This is a genomic window from Varunaivibrio sulfuroxidans, assembly GCF_029318635.1.
Lineage (GTDB): Bacteria > Pseudomonadota > Alphaproteobacteria > Rhodospirillales > Magnetovibrionaceae > Varunaivibrio > Varunaivibrio sulfuroxidans.
The window spans coordinates 325257-346524 of sequence record NZ_CP119676.1; the positions used below are offsets into that span (position 1 = coordinate 325257).

Annotated in this window: 21 protein-coding genes; 16 read left to right on the forward strand and 5 right to left on the reverse strand. The window is 57.9% G+C overall.

Annotation, left to right across the window (positions count from 1 at the left end; translation table 11 throughout):
• Positions 1–24 precede the first annotated feature (24 nt).
• The 8 genes from tatA (at position 25) to P3M64_RS01445 (ending at position 7644) form a co-directional block, all read left to right on the forward strand.
• Positions 25–267, forward strand: coding sequence for a twin-arginine translocase TatA/TatE family subunit (gene tatA / locus P3M64_RS01410; protein WP_132939616.1), 243 nt, complete (start codon positions 25–27; stop codon positions 265–267).
• An 81-nt stretch (positions 268–348) separates the two neighbouring features.
• A complete protein-coding gene (gene tatB / locus P3M64_RS01415; protein WP_132939615.1) occupies positions 349–852 on the forward strand; it encodes a Sec-independent protein translocase protein TatB in 504 nt (167 codons plus the stop codon).
• Between the two features lie 12 nt (positions 853–864).
• Positions 865–1722, forward strand: a complete 858-nt coding sequence (gene tatC, locus P3M64_RS01420; RefSeq protein ID WP_322111146.1) for a twin-arginine translocase subunit TatC — start codon at positions 865–867, stop codon at positions 1720–1722.
• A gap of 44 nt (positions 1723–1766) precedes the next feature.
• Positions 1767–3047: a serine--tRNA ligase gene (serS, locus tag P3M64_RS01425; RefSeq protein WP_132939614.1), complete on the forward strand. Its 1281-nt coding sequence runs from the start codon at positions 1767–1769 to the stop codon at positions 3045–3047.
• Entirely contained in the window at positions 3037–3819 is a 783-nt protein-coding gene (surE, locus tag P3M64_RS01430) for a 5'/3'-nucleotidase SurE (RefSeq protein ID WP_132939613.1), read from the forward strand. The genes serS and surE overlap by 11 nt, the downstream gene beginning before the upstream one ends.
• 11 nt (positions 3820–3830) lie before the next feature.
• Positions 3831–4475, forward strand: coding sequence for a protein-L-isoaspartate(D-aspartate) O-methyltransferase (locus tag P3M64_RS01435; RefSeq protein WP_132939612.1), 645 nt, complete (start codon positions 3831–3833; stop codon positions 4473–4475).
• 53 nt (positions 4476–4528) lie between these two features.
• Positions 4529–5572 (forward strand): M23 family metallopeptidase, encoded by a 1044-nt coding sequence (locus tag P3M64_RS01440; RefSeq protein WP_132939611.1) that lies wholly within the window; start codon positions 4529–4531, stop codon positions 5570–5572.
• 173 nt (positions 5573–5745) lie between these two features.
• On the forward strand, positions 5746–7644 hold the full coding sequence (locus tag P3M64_RS01445; protein WP_132939610.1) for a sensor domain-containing diguanylate cyclase: 1899 nt from the start codon (positions 5746–5748) through the stop codon (positions 7642–7644).
• 53 nt (positions 7645–7697) lie between these two features.
• On the opposite strand, the gene P3M64_RS01450 is transcribed toward P3M64_RS01445, so the two are convergent.
• Entirely contained in the window at positions 7698–8570 is an 873-nt protein-coding gene (locus P3M64_RS01450; protein ID WP_132939609.1) for an ATP-binding protein, read from the reverse strand.
• Between the two features lie 363 nt (positions 8571–8933).
• Here P3M64_RS01450 and P3M64_RS01455 point away from each other — a divergent pair, with 363 nt between their 5' ends.
• From P3M64_RS01455 to P3M64_RS01480, 6 genes are all read left to right on the forward strand, one after another.
• Positions 8934–9137, forward strand: coding sequence for a hypothetical protein (locus tag P3M64_RS01455; protein ID WP_276157048.1), 204 nt, complete (start codon positions 8934–8936; stop codon positions 9135–9137).
• Between the two features lie 181 nt (positions 9138–9318).
• On the forward strand, positions 9319–9750 hold the full coding sequence (yajC, locus tag P3M64_RS01460) for a preprotein translocase subunit YajC (protein WP_132939607.1): 432 nt from the start codon (positions 9319–9321) through the stop codon (positions 9748–9750).
• Positions 9751–9784: 34 nt separating this feature from the next.
• Positions 9785–11368 carry a protein translocase subunit SecD gene (gene secD / locus P3M64_RS01465; protein ID WP_132939606.1) on the forward strand — a complete coding sequence of 528 codons (1584 nt, stop codon included), beginning with the start codon at positions 9785–9787 and terminating at the stop codon, positions 11366–11368.
• Positions 11369–11389: 21 nt separating this feature from the next.
• On the forward strand, positions 11390–12334 hold the full coding sequence (secF, locus tag P3M64_RS01470; protein ID WP_132939605.1) for a protein translocase subunit SecF: 945 nt from the start codon (positions 11390–11392) through the stop codon (positions 12332–12334).
• A 48-nt stretch (positions 12335–12382) separates the two neighbouring features.
• Positions 12383–12739: an Mth938-like domain-containing protein gene (locus P3M64_RS01475; RefSeq protein WP_276157078.1), complete on the forward strand. Its 357-nt coding sequence runs from the start codon at positions 12383–12385 to the stop codon at positions 12737–12739.
• Between the two features lie 46 nt (positions 12740–12785).
• Positions 12786–13265: a hypothetical protein gene (locus P3M64_RS01480; protein ID WP_165886365.1), complete on the forward strand. Its 480-nt coding sequence runs from the start codon at positions 12786–12788 to the stop codon at positions 13263–13265.
• A 125-nt stretch (positions 13266–13390) separates the two neighbouring features.
• Here the strand turns inward: P3M64_RS01480 and P3M64_RS01485 are convergent, their stop codons facing one another.
• Complete coding sequence (locus P3M64_RS01485; RefSeq protein WP_132939602.1) at positions 13391–13990, reverse strand: superoxide dismutase; 600 nt, start codon at positions 13988–13990, stop codon at positions 13391–13393.
• A 123-nt stretch (positions 13991–14113) separates the two neighbouring features.
• Between P3M64_RS01485 and P3M64_RS01490 the strand changes: the two genes are divergently transcribed.
• Positions 14114–14911, forward strand: coding sequence for a squalene/phytoene synthase family protein (locus tag P3M64_RS01490; RefSeq protein WP_132939601.1), 798 nt, complete (start codon positions 14114–14116; stop codon positions 14909–14911).
• Positions 14912–14929: 18 nt separating this feature from the next.
• Here P3M64_RS01490 and P3M64_RS01495 read toward each other — a convergent pair whose 3' ends face one another.
• On the reverse strand, positions 14930–17176 hold the full coding sequence (locus P3M64_RS01495) for a hypothetical protein (RefSeq protein WP_132939600.1): 2247 nt from the start codon (positions 17174–17176) through the stop codon (positions 14930–14932).
• Positions 17177–17706: 530 nt separating this feature from the next.
• Positions 17707–19095 carry a methylenetetrahydrofolate--tRNA-(uracil(54)-C(5))-methyltransferase (FADH(2)-oxidizing) TrmFO gene (trmFO, locus tag P3M64_RS01500; RefSeq protein ID WP_132939599.1) on the reverse strand — a complete coding sequence of 463 codons (1389 nt, stop codon included), beginning with the start codon at positions 19093–19095 and terminating at the stop codon, positions 17707–17709.
• A 168-nt stretch (positions 19096–19263) separates the two neighbouring features.
• On the opposite strand from trmFO, the gene P3M64_RS01505 reads away from it, so the two are divergent.
• Positions 19264–19713 carry a rhodanese-like domain-containing protein gene (locus tag P3M64_RS01505; protein ID WP_132939598.1) on the forward strand — a complete coding sequence of 150 codons (450 nt, stop codon included), beginning with the start codon at positions 19264–19266 and terminating at the stop codon, positions 19711–19713.
• Positions 19714–19749: 36 nt separating this feature from the next.
• Here P3M64_RS01505 and P3M64_RS01510 read toward each other — a convergent pair whose 3' ends face one another.
• On the reverse strand, positions 19750–21186 hold the full coding sequence (locus tag P3M64_RS01510) for an SLC13 family permease (RefSeq protein ID WP_132939597.1): 1437 nt from the start codon (positions 21184–21186) through the stop codon (positions 19750–19752).
• Positions 21187–21268: the final 82 nt, after the last annotated feature.

Sequence of the window (21268 nt, forward strand, 5' to 3'; positions counted from 1 at the left end):
AACTGATTATAGCGAGAAAAAAAGATGGGTTTTACAGGTATTTGGCAATGGGTCATCGTTCTCATTATCGTTCTCGTCCTATTCGGCGGCGGCGGCAAATTGTCGAAGTTGATGGGCGACATGGGTAAAGGTCTTAAATCCTTCAAGAAAGGCTTGAAGGACGAAGACGACGTCGATTCCGAAACCCCCCCGAAGACGATCAAGGCCGAACAAAGCGATGCTGCCGACACGACGACGTCGAACGGAGACAAGACGGCGCATTCGTAACCGGTCTTTTTCCTGTGTACGGTCATGCCCAAGGGGTATGGTCACGTTTTTTTTCGCTATTTTAACGGATAACGACCCGCCATGTTTGATATCGGCTGGCAGGAACTTTTTGTCATCGCCCTTCTGGCCATCGTCGTGGTCGGACCCAGTGACTTGCCCAAGGCGATCCGCACCATAACGCTATGGATTCGCAAGGCGCGGGGCTTGGCGCGTGAGTTTCAAAGCGGCGTTGACGAAATGATCCGCGAAGCGGAACTCGACGATCTTCGCCGACAAATCACCAGCGCGCGGGACACGGACGTCCACAAGGTCATATCCGAGCATGTCGATCCCACGGGGGAGCTGTCCAAAACGTTGGATCTCAGCGACATCGATACCCCTTCGACGCCCGCAAAAATACCGGAAAAGACGGACGATGACGCGTCTGCGCCGGACAACGTCGCCGGAGAACAATCGTCCCCCGTCGCCACGGAAACGCCCGGACTTGCCCCCGAGCCTACCCCCGAGCTTGCCCCCGAGCTTGCCGATGACGTGATGCCCGACCTTCCGTCGGGAGACGCGCCGGGTAAAGTGACCAGAAAATAAGAGGTTCCTAGCGTGTCCGCAGACGATCCCGATTTTGATCCCGATATCGAGGCGAGCAAAGCCCCCCTGATGTCGCATTTGATAGAGTTGCGCCAACGCCTGATTTATTCGTTTGTGGCGATTATCATCCTGTTTTTCTTTTGCTATTACGAATCGAAAACGATTTACGCCTTTTTGGCTCAACCGTTGGCCGATGTTCTGGCGGCGGCGGGCGAACACCGCCGAATGATCTTTACCGCGCCCCATGAGGCCTTTTTCACCTATGTGAAGGTTTCGTTCTTCGCCGCGCTTTTTTTGGGCTTTCCCTTCCTGTCCATCCAGGTATGGAAATTCGTCGCGCCGGGACTGTATAAAAATGAAAGACGGGCCTTGTTGCCGTTCTTGGTGGCGACTCCCATCCTATTTTTCATGGGTGGCGCGCTGGCCTATTACTTTGTCTTTCCGTTGGCGTGGCGGTTTTTCATTAGCTTCGAGTCCACGAGCACGGCGGCCGGCGCGATGCCGATCATCCTGGAGACCAAGGTCAGCGAATATCTGTCTCTTGTCATGCGCTTGATTTTCGTCTTCGGTCTGGCCTTCGAATTGCCCGTGGTGATGACCCTTTTGGGCCGGGTCGGGCTGGTCAACGCCAAAGGTTTGCGCGCCAAGCGGAAATACGCCGTCGTGATGGCGTTCGTCGCCGCCGCGATTTTGACTCCGCCGGACGTTATCAGCCAGATCGGCTTGGCCGTGCCGACGTTGATATTGTACGAGGTGTCGATCCTGTCGGTGGCCATGGTCGAGCGTAAACGCGCCGAAGCGGCGGGCGATGATGCGCAAGACGACGATAGCGATGATGATGATGATGATGATGAAAAAGACGGCGTATAGGATGCGGGCGAAGCATCTCTAACTGAACGAAGAGCACATCTCCGATGCACGATATCAAATGGATCCGCGAAAACCCCGAAGCCTTCGACGCCGGGTTGGCGCGCAGGGCGGTATCCGCCATGAGCGCCGATATCCTGACCCTGGATAAGGAACGCAGAGCGGCCGAGGCGCAGGCGCAACAGGTGCAAACCGAACGCAATGCGCTGGCGAAACAAATCGGAATCTTCAAAGGCCGTGGCGAAGACGCCAGCGCTCTCATTGATCGGGTTTCCCAGTCCAAAAAGCAGCAGGGCGCGCTTGAAGAACGGGCGAAAGACCTGGGCGAGCGTTTGAACGCCGTGCTTGCCGCGATTCCCAATTTGGCGATGGATGATGTCCCCGACGGCGCAAATGAAAGCGCCAACGTCGAAATTCGCCGTTGGGGGGATCCTCGGACATTCGACTTCACGCCTCGGGAGCATTTCGACCTGGGCGAGGCCCTGGGGATGATGGATTTCGAAACCGCGGCCAAGATGTCGGGCGCGCGGTTCGTCTTGTTAAGCGGCGGGTTGGCCCGCCTGGAACGCGCCCTGGGGGCGTTCATGCTCGATCACAATACGCAAAAATGGGACTATCGGGAGGTCAATCCCCCGGCCTTGGTGCGCGCCAATGCGCTTTACGGCACCGGGCAATTGCCTAAGTTCGCCGAGGATCTCTTTCATACCGAAGACGATTTTTATCTGATCCCGACGGCGGAGGTCCCATTGACCAACATCCTCGCCGACAGCATCGTCGGCGAGGATACGCTTCCCCGGCGCTATACCGCGATGACCTGGTGTTTCCGCTCGGAAGCCGGCTCTGCGGGCAAGGATACCCGAGGGATGATCCGCCAGCATCAGTTCACCAAGGTAGAGATGGTCTCGGTGGTGACCCCGGAGCAATCCGAGAACGAGCACGAGCGCATGACGGCGTGCGCCGAAGATATCCTAAAACAATTGCGATTGCCCTTTCGCACCGTCGTGTTGTGCACGGGGGACATGGGCTTTTCGGCGCGCAAGACCTTCGATATCGAGGTCTGGCTGCCGGGGCAGGGGGCGTACCGTGAAATTTCCAGCTGTTCGAACACCGGCGATTTCCAGGCCCGGCGCATGAATGCCCGCTATCGCCCCCAAGAAACCAAGAAACCCCAATTCGCCCATACTCTGAACGGTTCGGGGCTGGCCGTCGGGCGGACGCTAATCGCGGTGATCGAAAACTATCAACAGGCCGATGGGTCGATAGAGGTCCCCGATGCGTTGCGTCCGTACATGGGTGGGATCGAGGTGATCGCGACCGATGCCGGGTAAAGCGATCGGAAACCTTTCCCAGGCGCGGGTTCTCATCTCCAATGACGATGGGATTAACGCGCCGGGGTTGAAAGTCCTCGAACGGGCGATCAAGGAGATCGCCCGCGAGGTTTGGGTGGTCGCGCCCGAGCACGAACAAAGCGCGGCCAGTCACTCGCTAACCCTGCGCATGCCGCTACGTATCCGCAAGGTGTCGGCCCGGCGTTTCGCCGTCAGCGGGACGCCGACCGACAGCGTGCTGTTGGGCATGAAACAGGTGATGGTCAACCGGCCTCCTGATGTCGTGCTGTCCGGAGTCAATCGTGGGGGCAATCTGGGCGAGGACGTGACCTATTCGGGGACCGTCGCCGCGGCCATGGAAGGCACCCTCCTGGGGGTGCCGTCGATCGCCTTTTCCCTGGTTACCGACGACGCGAAAAACCCGAAATGGTCTTCGGCCGAACACTGGATCGGCGAGGTGATGCGGCGAATTTCGGCGTTGACGTTGCCCGGTGGCGTGTTGCTGAATGTCAATTTTCCCGACGTTCACGCTAAAGATGTCACCGGAATCGAGGTCACGCGCCAGGGGCGACGCAAAATCGGCGGGGCGTTTCAGGAGGGCCGCGACCCCCGGGGTGAAAATTATTATTGGATCGGGCCGCAGCGCGAGGAAGATCGCTTCAAGGCGGGAACCGACCTGGAGGCGGTCAATCGTGGCGCGGTGTCGATCACGCCGTTGGGGTTGGATTTGACCCACACCCGGACGCTGACCGCCCTTGGTGAATTGCTTTAAGGAGGCCTCACTTGTCCGCGCCTGATCCCAGAAAAGCGCAAATGATCCTGGACTTGCGCCGGGGTGGCGTTCGTGACGCACGCGTGATCGAAGCCATGGAGCGGGTGCCCCGCGACCTTTTCGTCCCCGAGGCCTTTCGCGTCCGGGCCTATGAAAATGTCGCCCTCCCGATCGGGCGACATCAGACCATCAGTCAACCCTTGGTCGTGGGGATGATGACCGAGGCCCTGGATGTCGGCGAGCGGATGAAGGTTCTGGAGATCGGCACGGGTTCGGGCTATCAGGCGGCGGTTCTGGCTCCGTTGTGTCGGCGTTTGTACACGATAGAGCGGCATAAGGCGCTCCTCGACGCCGCCGAAAAACGCTTTCATGCCTTGAGGTTGATGAACATTACCACCCGCTTCGGCGATGGCTCGAAGGGTTGGCCCGAACAGGCCCCGTTTGACCGCATTATCGTGACGGCGGCGGCGGTCGATGTGCCTCCCTTATTGATCGACCAGTTGACGATCGGCGGCGTGATGGTAATCCCGGTCGGCGACGATCAGCACGACCAGCGCTTGCTGCGCGTCACTCGCACCGCCGATGGGGTTGAAACGAAGGATTTGGGGGCGGTGCGTTTCGTACCCTTTGTCGAAGGTAAGGCGAAAAATTATTGAGTGCGCGCCAGGGGATCGTTGATGCAAACCCGCGAGCCTGGAATACTGCGCGTATGGTCAAGGCGCATTTAAGCTATCACAATGAGCGCGGGGCGAACGCATGGCGGGCGCTGGCGGTTGTTTTCCTATTCTCCGGACTCGCCGCCTGCGGTTCGATCGAATGGCCGTCATCCGGCAATGGGCCGTACCTCAGCAATCAGGCCGGAAGGTTATCGGCGGGCGATACCCTTTTCATCAACGCATCGCGGGTTAAGGTTGCTGCCGGCGATACCTTGTATGCGATTTCGCGGCGCCATAACGTCTCGCCGCGCGCCCTGATCGTGGCGAATCACCTGTCCCCGCCTTATAATCTAAGCGTCGGCCAATGGCTAACCTTGCCGCACACCCGCGTGCATGTGGTGGCGAGGGGGGATTACTTATACGCCATCGCCAGACGCTATCACGTCGATTTTTATGCTTTGGCGCGCGCGAACGGGGTGCGCCCGCCGTACACCATCTATCCCGGACAGAAATTGCGTCTTCCCTCGTTGGGGTTAACTCAAGGTGCGGAAACGGGAAATGTGACGGGAACCCGGAGCACGTCAAATGCGCCGGAGGCGGGACCCCGCAAGGCGAATGCGCCATTGACGTCAACGCGATCGCGCGTCGAGATCAAAGCGCCCTCGGCGGCGCGAAGACATCCGCTAACGCCCGTGCCTCGCCCCGGCGCACAAAGTGCGCAAGGTTTTACTTGGCCTGTCCACGGAAAAATCATTTCTCACTTCGGGGCCAAGGATAAGGGGTTGTACAATGACGGCATCAATATCGCCGTTCCCCGGGGAACGGCTATCCATGTCGCCGAGAACGGGGTTGTCGTCTACGCCGGAAATGAGCTGCGCGGGTTCGGCAACCTGTTGCTGGTTAAGCATGCCGGCGGTTGGATGACGGCGTACGCCCATAACCAACGCTTGTTGGTCAAGCGGGGCGATAAAGTCGTTCAGGGACAGGTTATCGCCCGTGCCGGTAGCACCGGGACGGTCAAGACGTCGCAACTTCATTTTGAATTGCGCAAGGGCAAGCGCGCCGTCGATCCCGAAAAATATTTAGGGGGGGCATAGTCTTTTTCGGACGGCGACGAGAAAGAGGCGCCGTGTTGACCTTAAAATTGGAGTAATAAGTCGCAATGGCGCGTTCATCTTACCCCGGCGGAGGCGACGTGCACGTTGATGCGTGGGTTGTGGACCGGGGAATTATCAAAAATTAGAAAAAGAATAAAAACGGAACACGTTTTATGCGTTTGAAATCACGGATGATGATCGTCACTCTGGCCGGTGTGGTATTCGCCGCTCTATTGTTTGGGCTTTTCATATTTACGGTGCGGCAAGATTATTTGGCGCTGCAAAAGCAGACCACGATCCGCGCGGAAAGTATCGCCCGGGCCCTTGAGGAACATGTCCTTCGAACGTACAACGAGGCCAAAGATTCCCTGGATGACGTGGGGTGGGACGTCCAATCTCGCCTGCGCGACACGGGAATGACCCGAGCCGCGGTTGATCGGGCTTTGCGTAATTTTGACCGATTGCCTTCATCCGTCAGCGTGATTGAGTTAATCGCCGAGGATGGGAAAGTGCTGGGGGAAATCGGCAAGGACGTGAACGATGTTGGTCGTTCTTATGCGAAGAAGGCTTTTTTTCAGGCCCATAAAAATGTCGCGAGAAATGTCGGGGGCGTGGTGACGCGAGACTATCGTCCGCCTTTTCGCATTGATCTGTATCGTCCGGACGCCACGGAAACATGGTCGCGGGCGGCGGTGGTGATCGTTATCAGCCGGGCGGTATACAGTCAAAAAGGTTTCGCCGGCATCGTCATGGCGGTGATGTCGCCCTCATTTTTGGACCGCTTTTTCCATTCTTTTACCTTGGACGGTCTCGATAGCATGACGGTCTATACCCGCGGCGGCGTCGTTCTGGCGCGGGCGCCTTTTGGGGATAAGTTTATAGGGCGCTCTTACGCCCACGCCTCCTTGTTTCGTAAGATCATTCCCATGGCGCCGGTTGGGGTTACTCAAGGCCCGAAAAGCGCCGACGTAATCCAACGGCGCATCGCGCACCGGGTCGTTTCCGGTACGCCTTTTGTCGTTACGGTTAGCGTGCGTGATTCTTGGAATAGGGCTCTGTGGAATTCCGAATTAAGGATTTTGCTGCCGCTTTTCACCATCGCCTTCGTTGGCGTCGCCGTTTTCGGCTTTTTCCTCTCCCGCTATGTGCGCCGCCTCAGCGAGGCGCGTAAAACCCTCAAAGCCGAGGTCGCATTCACGTCGGCCCTGCTGGATATGGAGGGGTCGATCCTGATTGTGTTGAATGCCGACGGGCGGATCGTCCGGTTCAATCGTATGGCGCGGGCCGCCACCGGGTTCGCTCTTGCGGAGGTGCTGGATACGCCGATGCGTCGGTTGCTCTGCAACGAAGATGACGTGGCGGCGTTCGAGGCCATGTTGGTCAACGTTCAGGGCAGTGCGGAACACCGCGAAACGGAGGTTCGGATTCGTCGCAAGGACGGGCGGGAACGTACATTCTTGAGTACCGCCATACAACTGGTCAGCCACCGGGGGATGCGCGCCCATGTCGTTATTTCGGCGGTTGACGTTACCGAGCATAAACAGCGGGAAAAAGACCTTATCGTTCTGGCCAACACCGATGGCCTGACCGGAATCAAAAATCGCCGTTCTCTGCTTCACGACGGCGAGCGTGAATTCAGGCGCGCCCAGCGTGTGGGACGTCCCTTGAGCGTTATGATTTTCGATCTTGACCACTTCAAGCGTATCAACGACACCTACGGCCACGGCGTGGGGGACAGGGTGCTACAAGCCTTTGTGTCGAGCGTTCAGAAAAATTTGCGCGATATCGACATATTTGGGCGCATTGGGGGTGAGGAATTCGCCGTCGTTTTACCCGAAACGACGGGCGACAACGCGGTTGCCGTCGCCGAGCGTATTCGTTCGACGGTCGCCGAGGCGCCGCTTTCCATCGATGGGGATATTGTAAAATTCACCGTAAGTATTGGGATAGACGACCGGACCGGAGAGAATTCAGGCTTCGAAGGTATGCTTGCACGCGCCGATGAAGCGTTATACGCAGCGAAAAAGGCGGGGCGCAACCGTACCGAGGTGTACAAGGACGGGATACGCTGAGGTGTATCAATCCGAGGGCGTGGTTCAAGAGTTCGCTCTCGGCGTGCGCGCCATCACGACAGGGTGAGCCCCTCTTTTCCCGCAAGATCCTGGATGAACTGCCAGGCCACGCGGCCCGAACGCGCACCACGGGTGATCGACCACTCGTTCGCCAGGGCGTGCAGGCGCTCGCGCGCTATGGCGATGGCGTAGTGCTGCGCATACCCCTCGACAATGGCCAGATACGTTTTCTGATCGCAATTGTGAAAGCCGAGCCACAGGCCGAAACGATCGGAAAGGGAAACCTTCTCTTCCACCGCCTCTGTGGGATTGATCGCGCTCGCCCGTTCGTTGTCGATCATGTCGCGCGCCATCAGGTGGCGGCGGTTGGATGTGGCGTAGAACAGAACGTTCTCCGGGCGCCCCTCGATACCGCCTTCGAGGACGGTCTTTAGGGATTTGTACGATGCATCTTCGCTGTCGAAGGAAAGATCGTCGCTGAAAACGATGCAACGGTGTTCCGTGCCGCGAATACGTTCGAGCAGGTGGGGGAGGGTGGCGATATCTTCGCGATGGATCTCAATCAAAATAAGGGCGTGGGGCGTCGTGGCGTTGATTTCGCCATGAACGGCTTTGACCAGGGAGCTTTTTCCGGTGCCCCGTGCGCCCCACAAAAGGGCGTTGTTCGCCGGTAGGCCCCGGGCGAATCTGCGGGTGTTTTCCATCAAGATTTCGCCTTGGCGCTCGATGCCCTTGAGCAACCCAAACGCGACCCGGTTGACCCGGGGGACGGGGTGAAGGCGCTCCGTGTCGGCCTGCCAGACATAGGCGTCTTGCGATCCCATGGCGTCGTCGGCGCGTGGCGGTGGGGCGATACGTTCAAGCGCGCGCGCGATGCGCTCAAGGACGGTGGACACATCGCAAAGCGTGGGGATTTCATCGGACATGGATCGGGCCTTATGAAGGTGGAATAAAGTGAACGCGCAATAAAAGGGAAACTTTAGGATCCATCGTTTGTTAAAGTCAATATTTACATATTAAAAACAACACGTTGACAAAACAAGCTAATGCTAAAGATAGTTTGATTTTTGCAGTAAAGCGGCGTATCCAGAAAGAAGCGTTCGGCATCCCGCATGCCCTAAATTCAAGGACGCGTTTTTAATATAATTATAACTTTGCCCCAAGGGTGCATGACCGGAAATTTCCGGCGTCTCGCAAAAGAGGGTAATAACGGCAAATTTTATGAATTTTCAGGAGTTTGAGCGATGGGGAAACTGACCTCGGGGATTCGCCTTAAAACGACGCGGTCTATGGACAGCATTGAAGATTGGTTGGCGCTTCATTGTCAGGGCGAATGGGATGTTCGCTTTGGCGGGATCGTCGAAACCGATGAGGGGATCATTCGCAAGCAATTGGACGTGATGTTCGAGAAGATCGAAGACAAAACATCTTTTCGCGACCAATTTCTCACCCACGGCGACGCGGGCGCGGCGGGCGTTTCGTATCGCGGGTAAGCGACGCATGGGGATACGCCACATTTTCGTCTCATTTCTTTAGGAATGTCGCGGTGGATGGAAGCCATGGGGCATGCGCTTGACGGGCGCGTTTCTCACCATGTGTTCTTTGCGTTTGAAATTGACGGTAAGGCGGGTATAGTCCGCCTGGCTTTATGCCTCGTATGTGTAGGAGTTCTTCATGCTGATTTCATCCGCTTTCGCCCAGGACGCCGGGGGCGCGGCCTCTCTGGCCGGTGGGATTCAATCCTTCCTTCCCCTGATTCTGATTTTCGCCGTCTTTTATTTTTTGCTGATCCGCCCACAGCAAAAGAAAATGAAGACGCATAAAGCCATGCTCGACGCCTTACGTCGCGGCGATACCGTGGTGACCGGCGGCGGCATCATCGGTTCCGTCGTCAAAGTGATCGACGAGAACGAAGTGACGGTCGAAATCGCCGATGGCGTCAGGGTGCGCGTCCAGCGTCAGTCAATCTCGGCCGTCGTCTCGAAGCCCGAACCCGTCAGCCGTTCCGGCGCCGGGAGTACGACGCCCGCCAACGATACGGCGAAGTCCGCCAAAGGAGGGTTGTCTGGCCTGAAAAAGCTGTTGAGCGGTAAAGACGACACATAAGAACGTAAGCACATAAGCGCCGGATAGTTTGACAATGATTCATTTCGCCAAATGGAAGATATCTCTGGTCCTCGGCCTGTGTCTTTTGGGGGTGGCGTTCGCCGCGCCTAACTTCATCAGCGCCAAGCAGGCCGCGGAACTGCCCGATTGGGTTCCTCACAAGCAGATCAGCCTAGGGCTGGATCTGCGCGGCGGTTCTTATCTTCTGCTCGAGGTCAAGGTCTCCGCGGTTATCCGCGAACGCTTGGATTCGATGGTGGATACCGTGCGCACTACGTTGCGCAAGGCGCGGATTCCCTATACCAACCTCGGGGTCGAGGGAAATGGGGTCGTCGTCACCGTGAAAGACCCGGCGCGTGCCGAGGACGCTTACAATCTTGTTCGTTCCCTCGATCAAGACATGCACGCGACGTTGGGCGCCGATGGAAAAATCGCGTTGATGTTGAGCGATGCGGCGGTCAAAAAACGCTCTATCGCCGCGGTCCAGCAGTCGATCGAAATCGTACGGCGCCGAATTGATGAAACCGGCGTGCGCGAACCGACTATTCAACGTCAGGGAGACAGCCGAATCTTAGTCCAGCTTCCCGGTATCAACGATCCCGGAAGGATCAAGCGGTTGCTCGGGAAAACGGCGAAGATGACATTTCATCTGGTGGACGGTTCGACCTCGGTGGCCGAAGCCATGGCCGGGCATGTGCCGCCGGGGTCGCGCCTGTTGCCCATGGCGAACGAGGTTGGACCCGACGGGAAACCGGTCATGATCCTAGTTAAAAAACGGGTCATGGTCAGCGGCGATACCCTGGTTGACGCCCAGCCGACCTTCGATCAGCGCACGGGGCAGCCGGTGGTGAGTTTCCGTTTCGACGCCCTGGGCGCTAAGCGCTTTGGCGAGGTCACGACCCATAACGTCAAAAAGCCGTTCGCGATCGTTCTCGACGGCAAGGTGATCAGTGCGCCTCGGATTCAAGAGCCTATTCTGGGCGGTTCGGGCATTATTACCGGCGGTTTCACCGTCCAAGGCGCGCAAGATTTGGCGTTGTTGCTGCGCGCCGGCGCGCTGCCCGCACCATTGACCATTCTTGAAGAGCGCAGTGTCGGCCCCGGGCTTGGCGCCGATTCGATCCAGGCCGGAAAAATCGCCAGCATCGTTGGTCTGGTCTTCGTTGTGGTTTTCATGGTGGTGGCCTATGGCCTGTTCGGGATCATGGCCGATGCCGCCTTGGCGGTGAACGTGGTGTTGATCATGGCGCTGCTTTCCCTTCTTCAGGCGACGCTGACGCTGCCCGGCATCGCGGGTATCGTGCTCACCATGGGCATGGCGGTGGACGCCAATGTTCTGGTGTTCGAACGAATACGCGAGGAAATTCGCCTCGGTCGCACGCCTATATCGGCGATCGACGCCGGCTATTCCCGGGCCTTGAGCACGATTATCGACGCCAACGTGACGACCTTGATTGCGGCGTTGCTGTTGTATCAATTCGGTTCGGGGCCGATCCGCGGTTTCGCCGTGACCTTGGCGATCGGAATTGTGACTTCGGTGTTCACCGCCGTCATGTTGACCAGATTGATAGTCGTCACTTGGTTTAAACGCACGCGCCCCGGCACGTTGCCTCTCTAGAGAATAAGGACCGCAAGAAGCATGCGCGGACTGAAATTAATTCCGGATGATGTCAACATCCCCTTCATTCCCTTGCGGAAGTTCTTTTTCGCATTCTCCATTTCCTTGGTCGTGGCTTCTTTGGCCATCTTCTTCATCAAGGGGTTGAGTTACGGCATCGACTTCAAGGGGGGGATATTGATCGAAGTGCACACCCCAGGTAACGTGCAGATCGGACAATTGCGCAGCGATTTGAGGAACTTAGGTTTAGGCGACGTATCGTTGCAAACGTTCGGCAACCCGAACGAGGTTTTGATCCGCATTGGGCGCCAGAGCGGCGGCGAGACGGCGCAGCTAAAAGCCGTGGCGACGGTCAAGGCGGCCCTGGGTAAAGGGATTGAGTATCGACGCACAGAGTTCGTCGGCCCGAAGGTCTCCAGCGAATTGCTCATGGACGGGGTGTATGCGGTCTTGGCGGCGATGATCGCGATCTTGGGATACGTGTGGGTGCGTTTCGAATGGCAGTTCGGCCTCGCCGCCGTGGTCGCCCTGGTCCATGACGTCACCTCGACGATTGGCTTATTTTCCTTGTTGGGTTTGGAATTCAACCTCACCACGGTGGCGGCTGTCTTGACCATCGCTGGATATTCCATCAACGACACCGTTGTCGTGTTCGACCGTGTTCGCGAAACCCTACGTAAGTACAAGACGATGCCCCTGCCGGAACTGTTCAACCGGGCGATCAACGAAACCCTGTCGCGCACCCTGATTACCAGCTTGACGACGCTGTTGGCCCTGGTCGCCCTGTTTATTCTGGGCGGTCCGGTGATCCACGATTTCTCGCTGGCGATGATCTGGGGCATCGTCGTGGGAACGTATTCGTCGATTTGCGTCGCGGTTCCGATGCTTTTGTACATGAACCTGCAACGTCGCGGCGGCAAAGACGATAAAAATACAGAGGAGGCGCCGACCCACGGGGCGGCGTAAGGAAAAATCTCCTTAGACATAACCCCCATCGCCGACCCATCCCGCCAAATCGTTCAAGGATATGGCGAGGGGGAATTCCGCATTTCCGAACGCGACTATGCGGGCTCGGTTTTCATATGCGAACGCGAAACCGTTTTATGGCCCAAGGCCGAACGTATCTTGGGCGCGGGACAGGGGTTCGATCCCGCCGACCTTGACGATATCTTACAATACAAAAACGAAATCGACATCTTGGTGTTTGGGTGTGGGGCGCGCTTCGTTCTGCCCAATACGGCGCTTCATGCCTTTCTTGGGCGTAATGCGATCGCCCTGGAATGGATGGCGACAGGGGCGGCGTGCCGCACCTATAATATTCTCGCGATCGAAGGGCGTCGCGTCGCCGGAGTATTCATTGCCGTCGAATGAGTGGATGAAGGCCGCGGATTTGACCGAAATATGAAGGGTTGGCGCGATGAGAACGATGAATTTTAAAAAGTTGTTCGCTTATTCGATCGGCCTTTGGCTCATTACCCTCGTCGCCGCCGGATATTATTACGCCATGGGGCGGGTCGAAAAAAATTCCGATCGGCGCTATGCGATTACTCTAAATGAGGCGGAACGCCTAACCGTTTTGAAGCAGATGGGGACCCTTACTCAAGGCGTGAGCGATACCCTTTCCGCCCTGGCCGATAACGATTCGCCGCATCTGATCGAAGTGACGCGCGCCTTGGGCCGGGCGCGGGGAAGACACGAAATACCCGAGGCGCTCTCTTTTAAGCTCCCGCTCGAATACAAGCAATTGATGACATTGACGCAAACCGGATTTGACGCGCTCGCCAACATGGCCGAACGGGGTGCGCCTAGGGATGCCATCTTAAGGCAATTCGCCCGCCTCACTAATTTATGCGTCACGTGTCACGGCGGCTATATGATTAGGGTCAGGGCCTATTAATCTGGAGCGCCGATTTTTGGTTCGCCTCCGCGATAACGGACGGGAACGAAAATAAAGCGCTGACGCCCATAAAAGACGTCAGCGCGCGGTCTTCGACACGTATTTGGCGTGGGGGAACGGAGGGCTTAGGCTTTGGTCAGGTTTTCCGCGGCGAAGTCCCAGTTCACCAGATGGTCGAGAAAGACCTGAATATAGTCGGGGCGACGGTTTTGGTAATCCAGGTAATAGGCGTGCTCCCAGACGTCGCAGGTCAAAAGGGGCGTCTGGCCGTCCGTCAGCGGGCAGGCGGCATTTGCGGTTTTAACAATTTTCAGGCTTCCACCCTCGGCGACCAGCCAAGCCCAGCCGCTACCAAACTGCGTCATGCCGGCGGTTTTGAACTCTTCTTTGAATTTCTCGAACGAGCCGAATGCGGCGTCTATTTTCGTCGCCAATTCACCGCTCGGCGAACCGCCGCCGTTGGGCTTCATGCTGTTCCAATAGAAGGTATGGTTCCAGACCTGGGCAGCATTGTTGAAAACCCCGGCCTTTGAAGCATCGTCCGCCGTCGCCTTCATGATATCTTCAAGACTTTTGGCGGCGAAATCCGTTCCGTCGATCAATTTGTTCAGATTGGTGACGTAGGCGTTGTGGTGTTTGCCGTAATGAAAGCCAAGAGTGTTTGCCGAGATATGGGGCGCCAATGCGTCTTGAGCAAAGGGGAGTGCAGGAAGTTCAAATGCCATTTTGTGCCTCTCACGAGTTGAATGCGTTAAACTGCGCATGAAATATGGACATGATGGACGAATTTAAAGGGCAGAACGATGAAATATCACAATTATTCTAAATTCAATTTTTACGAGTAAAGAATGGATCACGATACGTGGATTGGTGAATACACACAAGGATGTCGGCATTTATGGCCCATCGCCGTTTTTTCCCCCCCGCGCCGCCGCCGTGCAATGCTGGCGCTGCTGGCGTTCGACGCGGAACTGCGGCGGATCCCGCACAAAGTAAAAGAGCCGATGCTGGGGGCGATGCGCTATCAGTGGTGGCGCGATATGCTTGGTGGCGCGTCCGGCGACATGCCTGTGGGGTCTCCTCCTTTGGTGCGCGCGCTGGCGGGGATCTTGGACGATCCTACGCTCCCCGGCGGTCTTGCGCGCGCATCCGCCGCCGCGCTGATCGACGCCGCGCAAGATAAGCTTACCCCGGTGTCTCCTGCGGATGTGGATCTCTTGAAAAATCGCGCTACCGCCGTGGCGCGGGCGCAAGGCGCCTTGATGAGGTGCATTCTAATGGGGGGCGGCTCGGATAATCTCGATGTAAATGAAGATGCCTTATTTCACGCTTTACGCGCCTTGGAGGCGCTCGCCGGTCTCAGCGAGCGCGCTCTGGGGGAGAAGGCGTTCGGGGAACCCCTCAAGGCCGCCCTGTTGGCGTGCGCCGAAGAGGCGATCGTTACCGCAGCCGCCTTGTCGGCGGGGGTGGACAAAAAACTTCGCCCCGCCTTGGTGGCGATTACTCTGGGGCGATTGGTCCTTTTCGATGTTCGCAAGCACGGCGTTGGGGCGGGCGCCTTGCGCCGTTCAAGGCCTTTGTGTGCGCGCCTTACCCCCTGGCGGTTGACGCGGTTGGGGTGGGCGGTTTGGCGCGGCCGTTTTTGACGTCTGAAAACGTATAAATCACCATACCGATTGCGGAGTCGGCTTCGTTATGGGGGCGACCGAAGTTTTTAAAACCATCAGGTCCAGCTTCGAGATGACCGGGAAAATTGGCGCGGATGAGGATCTATACAGTAAAATAACCCCGCGTTGAAGATCGGGAAAGCTGCCTCCGGTATCGTCAAATTTACGAATTTCCAAGGTGACGACGTCCCCGGTGCCCGCTTCCTTGCTTTGCCAGATGACGACGGGGTTGTCCCGCCTCTTTTGCGCCAGGGGGGCTATGGCGCGGGCCAGTTTTCGGGTGGGTGGGCCATACAGGTCGATATAATGAGAGACCACGGCGTCAAACGCCTTCGACAGAAACAACGTTTGATAGGAACTCGCCCGTTCATTATCGTAGCGCACGATCGTTTTCGTTCCTTGATACATGATCGTATCGACTTGAAAATCCTTGGCGAGGTTGCTTGGCCAGGTCACGGGGACAACGCAAAAAATGATATCCTTTCCCTGCTTGCTGACGCAACTATCGTGCTGATCGAGATTGGAGAGCATGGTCGGAGAGATCGGCGCGCCCAATCGCGCGCTGTCGGTTATTCCCAGGGCCGCCCCATCGAGAAGTTTTCCCAGCGCCTTGATCGGTTTTCCGATGACGTCGTTTGGGGACAGTTTCGCCGTTTGTACCGATTTAACGTCCCATCCCGCGTCGGCGTTGGGCGGGGTGGGCCGTGTCGTTAATGCCTCCGTTTCGGGTGGGATCGTGGCGCCCGGCCCGTGATCCTTGACGATGGTCGCGGGCAACGTGGGCAACGTGGGCTGAGTGGCCGCGGCTTTAATTTTTCCGCTTGGGTTGACGTTAGGCGAGGGGGGCGTCGCCGTGTTTTTGAGCGGAGTGCGGTCGAGGGGATTGAATGTTTTTCCCGTTACGGGCTGGTCGGGTAGTGTGGCGAGCAGGGCGTCGAGCTCCTTTGGCCCAATCTGCTCCGTGGCCGTGGACGTCGGAGTGGATGGCGGGGGCTGCGAAGACGAGGAGGCCGCGCTTTGCGCCCCGGGGACAGCGACGTCGGGCGTTGGGGCTTCGGTAACGCCCGTTTGCGACTTTCCACCCGTTATGGCGTAGGCTTCGGGGGTGTTGCCCTTGCCTTGTAGAACGAGCCGTAAGATTTTTGACAATTGGGCGTCGCTGGGCATGATCTTATCGCGGTAGGCTTGGATATCGACGGGTTTTTCTCCCGTGACGTCACCCGTGGTGTTCGTCGCCTGCAAGGGAACTTTTGCATCCAGGGCGGAGAGGCTTCGCGGCGTTTTTTCAGATGACGTCGTCGGTCCAGTTTGAACGCGCGGACTCGCCCCGAGAGAGGACGTGGTGGCGGTTGGTGTTTTTGCATTTGGCGTTTGCGCCGCCGAGGGCGGAACGGACGGCATGGGTACGTTGAGGGCTGCGGGAGATGACGCATTGGGCGGCACCGTGCTGAGTTCCTTGATGATCTGTTCTTCCGTAATCCCGTTCCCCTTAGCGGGGGGCGGCGTTACGCTTGGGGATGAGCTCGGAACGGTCTCAGGCGGCGTGCTTGGGGCGGCGTGCTTGACCGACGCGGCGGTTTTTGGCAGGGCGGAAACTTGCGTGTCCGTATGTTTCGTCTTTCCCGCAGACGGGGTTTTCGGAGCAAAGAAATAATCGACGAGAGATTGGAAAAAACGCACCGGCTTCTCGCCACGTTGCGAGGGCGGGACATCCTTATTGGCTTTGATTTCCTTTTGCAGAGACTTGACCGCCGCCGTCGATTGCGCGCTGTCTATCGAATCGGCTTCCTTTTGCGCTTCTTTCAGGGCCGGCGCACTGTCCAGGACATCACCATTAAAGGGTTCTTTGGGCGTTTTCGTGGGCGTTGGGACTGTGTTGGGCGGGGTTGGCGTCGGGGGAGGAGGTGGTGAAAGCGCCGTGTTTGGCTCGGGGGGGGACACCGCGATTTTGCCGTCGTGCACGTCAAGCAGATACTGCGCGATGTCGAAGGCCCCCTTGTTGATCGCAAGGTCTATGGGTTGGATGTCTTGCGCATTGAACGCCTCAAGGTCGGCCCCCGCCGCGACGGCCTCTTTTACTTTGCCAAGGTCGTTGGCGTTGATCGCCGCAAACAGCCGGTCGGTTGGGGTGTCCGCCGGCGCCTGTGCTCGGGCATGGGAGACGAGCGTCAATCCCGGCACTGTCCCTGTAACCGCGAAACTGCCGAAAATAAAAAAAATGGCGATGGGTAAGATGCGTTTCATGCGGTGTCTTTTAGACGATCGGATGCCGAAAAAAGATCGAAAAACAGGCGGACCAAAGGCAACCGAGCGCACGCTCCGTTGAACCTTGACGTTATGGGGCAACGTCTTTCTGCGTCTGGTATTCGCGGTGCGTGCGTAGGTTCGGGGCATGATACCAAGGCTGTCCATGGACTCAACATATAGTTTCCCAGAACCTTTGATTCCATAGGGTCGGAACCTTTGGTTTCATAGGGAAAGCGGAAAAACCGAACAAGGCCCCATCGTGCTCGGTATATTTTTTAAGATCATTGTATTTTTAAGGTCATTGTCGATCGTTTTCATTTTTTTGATTTCGAGGAAGTTATATAGAAAAATCATATTCGTGGTAATCCTAAAATAACGTCAATATTCGCGCATGCCGGGACAGCGCCGGGACAGCGCCGGGGCGCGCCGGGACGACAATGTTGGGGATTGTGGCGAAAAACGACCGATCGGCGCCGTTTGTCGCGGGCGGCGAAGGTTGAAATGCGCCGGGTTGAGGACCCGTCGGTTTATGAGGCGCCTGGGTGCACCCGGTTTTTTTCGATCCATCGCATCAATGCGATTTCGGCGCGCGAGGATAGGGCGAGCTTGCGATCGCGCCCCTTGAGACGGCGCTTTTTCTCCCCGTTCTCTCCGCCCTCGGCTTCGATCGGAGGAAAGAGGCCGAAATTGACGTTCATCGGCTGAAACGTTTCACTTTCGGCATCAGTCGTGATGTGGCCCAGCAACGCGCCCAGGGCGGTTTCCTTCGGTGGCGGCGGACAAGAAACGCGGCGAATCTCGGCGGCGGCGAACATTCCCGCCAGAAGACCGATCGAGGCGCTCTCCACATACCCTTCGCAGCCTGTGATTTGCCCGGCGAAGCGAATATTTGGGCGGTTTTTCAGACGTAAGGTGTTGTCCAGTAGAACCGGGCTTTTGATGAAGGTGTTGCGGTGAATGCCGCCGAGGCGGGCAAACGCGGCGTTTTCCAACCCCGGGATGGTGCGGAAGATGCGTTTTTGTTCGCCGTAGGTCAGCTTGGTCTGAAAGCCGACCATGTTCCACAGCGTGCCCAGGGCGTTGTCCTGGCGCAATTGCACGATGGCGTGGGCCTTGGTGGTGGGGGCGTGGGGATTGGTCAAGCCCACCGGCTTCATGGGGCCGTAGGATAGGGTTTGGGGGCCGCGTTCGGCCATCACCTCGATCGGCAGGCAGCCTTCGAAATAGGGGGTGTTCGCCTCCCATTCCTTGAAGGTCGTTTTTTCGCCGTTCACCAAGGCGTCGATGAAGGCGTCGTACTGCGCCTTGTCGAGGGGGCAATTGATATAATCCTTGGCGTCTCCCTTGTCGTAGCGCGACTGGTACCAGACCTTGGAAAAATCGATGCTGTCCTTATAGACGATCGGGGCGATGGCGTCGAAAAACGCCAGATGGTCCGTTCCGCTCAGGGCGCGGATCGATTGACTGAGCGCATCGGAGGTCAGCGGTCCGGTGGCGACGATGACCGGGCCGTCGCCCAGCGCGCCAAGATCGTCGATTTCCTCGCGCGCGATGGTGATCAGGGGATGGGCCTCAAGGGTTTCGGTGATCGCGGTGCTGAACCCCTCACGGTCCACCGCCAGGGCGCCCCCCGCGGGCACCCTGTGTTTGTCGGCCGTCGCCAGGATCAATGACCCGAGGGCGCGCATTTCCCGGTGTAACACGCCGACGGCGTTGCCCTGGGCGTCATCGGACCGAAACGAGTTGGAACAGACCAGTTCGGCCAGGTTGTCGGTCTTGTGCACATCGGTGGCGCGCACCGGGCGCATTTCGTGTAAAACGACGCCGATGCCGCGCTCGGCGAGCTGCCATGCCGCCTCGCAGCCGGCCAATCCTGCGCCAACAACACGAACGGGAGAGTCTACGGTATTTTTCATGGCCGAACTCATACCCGGTGGCGGCGGCTCATGCAATGGGCAAGCGTTTTTTCACGCATCCGGCGATGCGCGGCGAAGGTGAACAATAAAGGAGCGTCGATTGACTTTATTCCGGGGGTTCGCTACCAGTAGCCGACGACAGCGCCACAACGAACGGAGAGCCCACCCGTGTCTTTCGATCTTCATTCTTTCGACCTTCATTCTCTTGCTCCGATAGCAATCGCGGCGGGGTTTTTCGTCTTCATGCGTATCGGGTTGCCGCGCTTGATGGCCTGGGGGGTTCCCTTCGCCAATCCGCAAACCCTTAAGGACCTGATGGACGGAGGGCGGGATGTCGTTGTCATCGATGTCCGTACGCCGGGTGAATACAGCGGTGATCTGGGGCATATTCCCGGCGCGCTGAACCTTGGCTACAGCGAACTGTCGAATGCGCTCAAGGAAAACGGGGCGGCCCTCGCGGCGTACCAAGACGCCCCCGTTTTCGTGACCTGCCGCACACAAAACCGCTCACCGCGCGCGGCTAAGCTTTTGAAGAATGCGGGACTGAACAATGTCCAGATTCTCAACGGCGGCATGGCGCGTTGGAAAAGGGAAGGCCTGCCCCGCGAAACCCGCTGACCCGGCCCAAAAACGGCGTCACCGTGCGCTTTGTCGTTACATGAACACCCCTAAATAGCGCGCCCAGTAGAAATGTAGCGGTAGGGCGATGACGACGCCTAAGATAAAATAAACGATCATGAGCGGCGCGGCGCGCCGTGCGGTGATCCCCGCCATGGAAAGCGTGACCAGGATCGGCGGCGCTAAGTAGGGCAGGGGAATGAGCACCCAGGTCGGAACTTGCGCCATCAGCACGGTGTCGATCGGCCATCCGGTGGCGCTGCTCAACGTGGTGGCGAGCGGGGTCATGATGGCGGGAACGGCGGGCAGGGTCGTTGCGAAGGCGACCGACATCCCGACCGCGACCAGGGTCGAGAAGCCCGCCAGGCCGCCGCCGATATTTTGTCCGGTGAGCGCCAGAAGTCCCTTGCCCAGGGTCGCCCCAAGTCCCGAATGCGAGGCGACCGCGCCGAGTCCGACCACCCCGGCGACGAACAGCCATGGGGCGTAATTGATTTTCTTGACCAAGTCCTGAGTCTTCAATACCCCGACCCCGGGCGCGGCGCACAGCAGCGCGGCGCCCATCGCGACCCAGGCCGGCGAGACGCCATGGATGAAATCCGTCGCCCATAAGGCGACCGTGATCATTAAGATCACGGCGAGCTTGCGTTCATTCCCCGTCACGCCGCCGCTTTGCGATGGTGCGCCGTCCCGGGTCGGCGCCTCACGAAAAAAGAGCCAGTTCAAACCCAAGGTGGCCAGCATGCTGAAGACCCCGAGGACGGGAAAATTCAGCGCCAGATAGTGGCCGTATTCAAAATGGATGTTGAATAGGCTTTCCGCGGACGCCGAAAGCACGAGATTGGGCACATTGGAAGGCAGGATGGCGAAGGCGGGCAAGGTCGTGCCCATGCCCGCCGCCAGTACGATGCCGGTCCGCCCCTTCGATCCTTCCGCAAATCCCAGTCGCGCCGCCAGTTCCATGGCGATTGGCGTAATCAGAACGGCGCGGCTGAGTGCGGAGGGGATGACAAAGGCGAGTACGCCCCCGGCGGCGATAACGCTCGCCAAGATGCCGAAGTAGTTGGCCGGAATATAGGCGACCATGGCGTGCACCAGGCGCTTGGCCAATCCCGTTTCATGAACCGCCAGGCCAATCACGAGACCGCCGAAAACCAACCACATGGCGCTGGCCTGGAAGCCCGAAAAGATGACGCCGGGAGGGGCGATGGCGAAGACGGCGCAGAGAAACAAAAAAACGAGCGAGGTGAAAAATTCGGGCACGACGCCGGTGGCCCACAAACCGAGAGAGAAAACGATGATGCCGGCGGCGCGTTGCATGTTTGCCTCGCCAAGAATGTTCAGGTTTGCGATCGAGGCGGTGATTACAAGAGCCACGCCGAGAACCATCGTCGTTACGGCGACCAGATGTGAGAATGATAGGTGATTGATGGGCGTATCGGCTGTCGTGGATCGAGGCGCGGTGTTGGACATGGAAACTCCTGTGCGCTTTTTTATCGTTTCAACGTGACAGCTATACTTGTGTTAATCGGGGACCATGATAATATCGAAACTT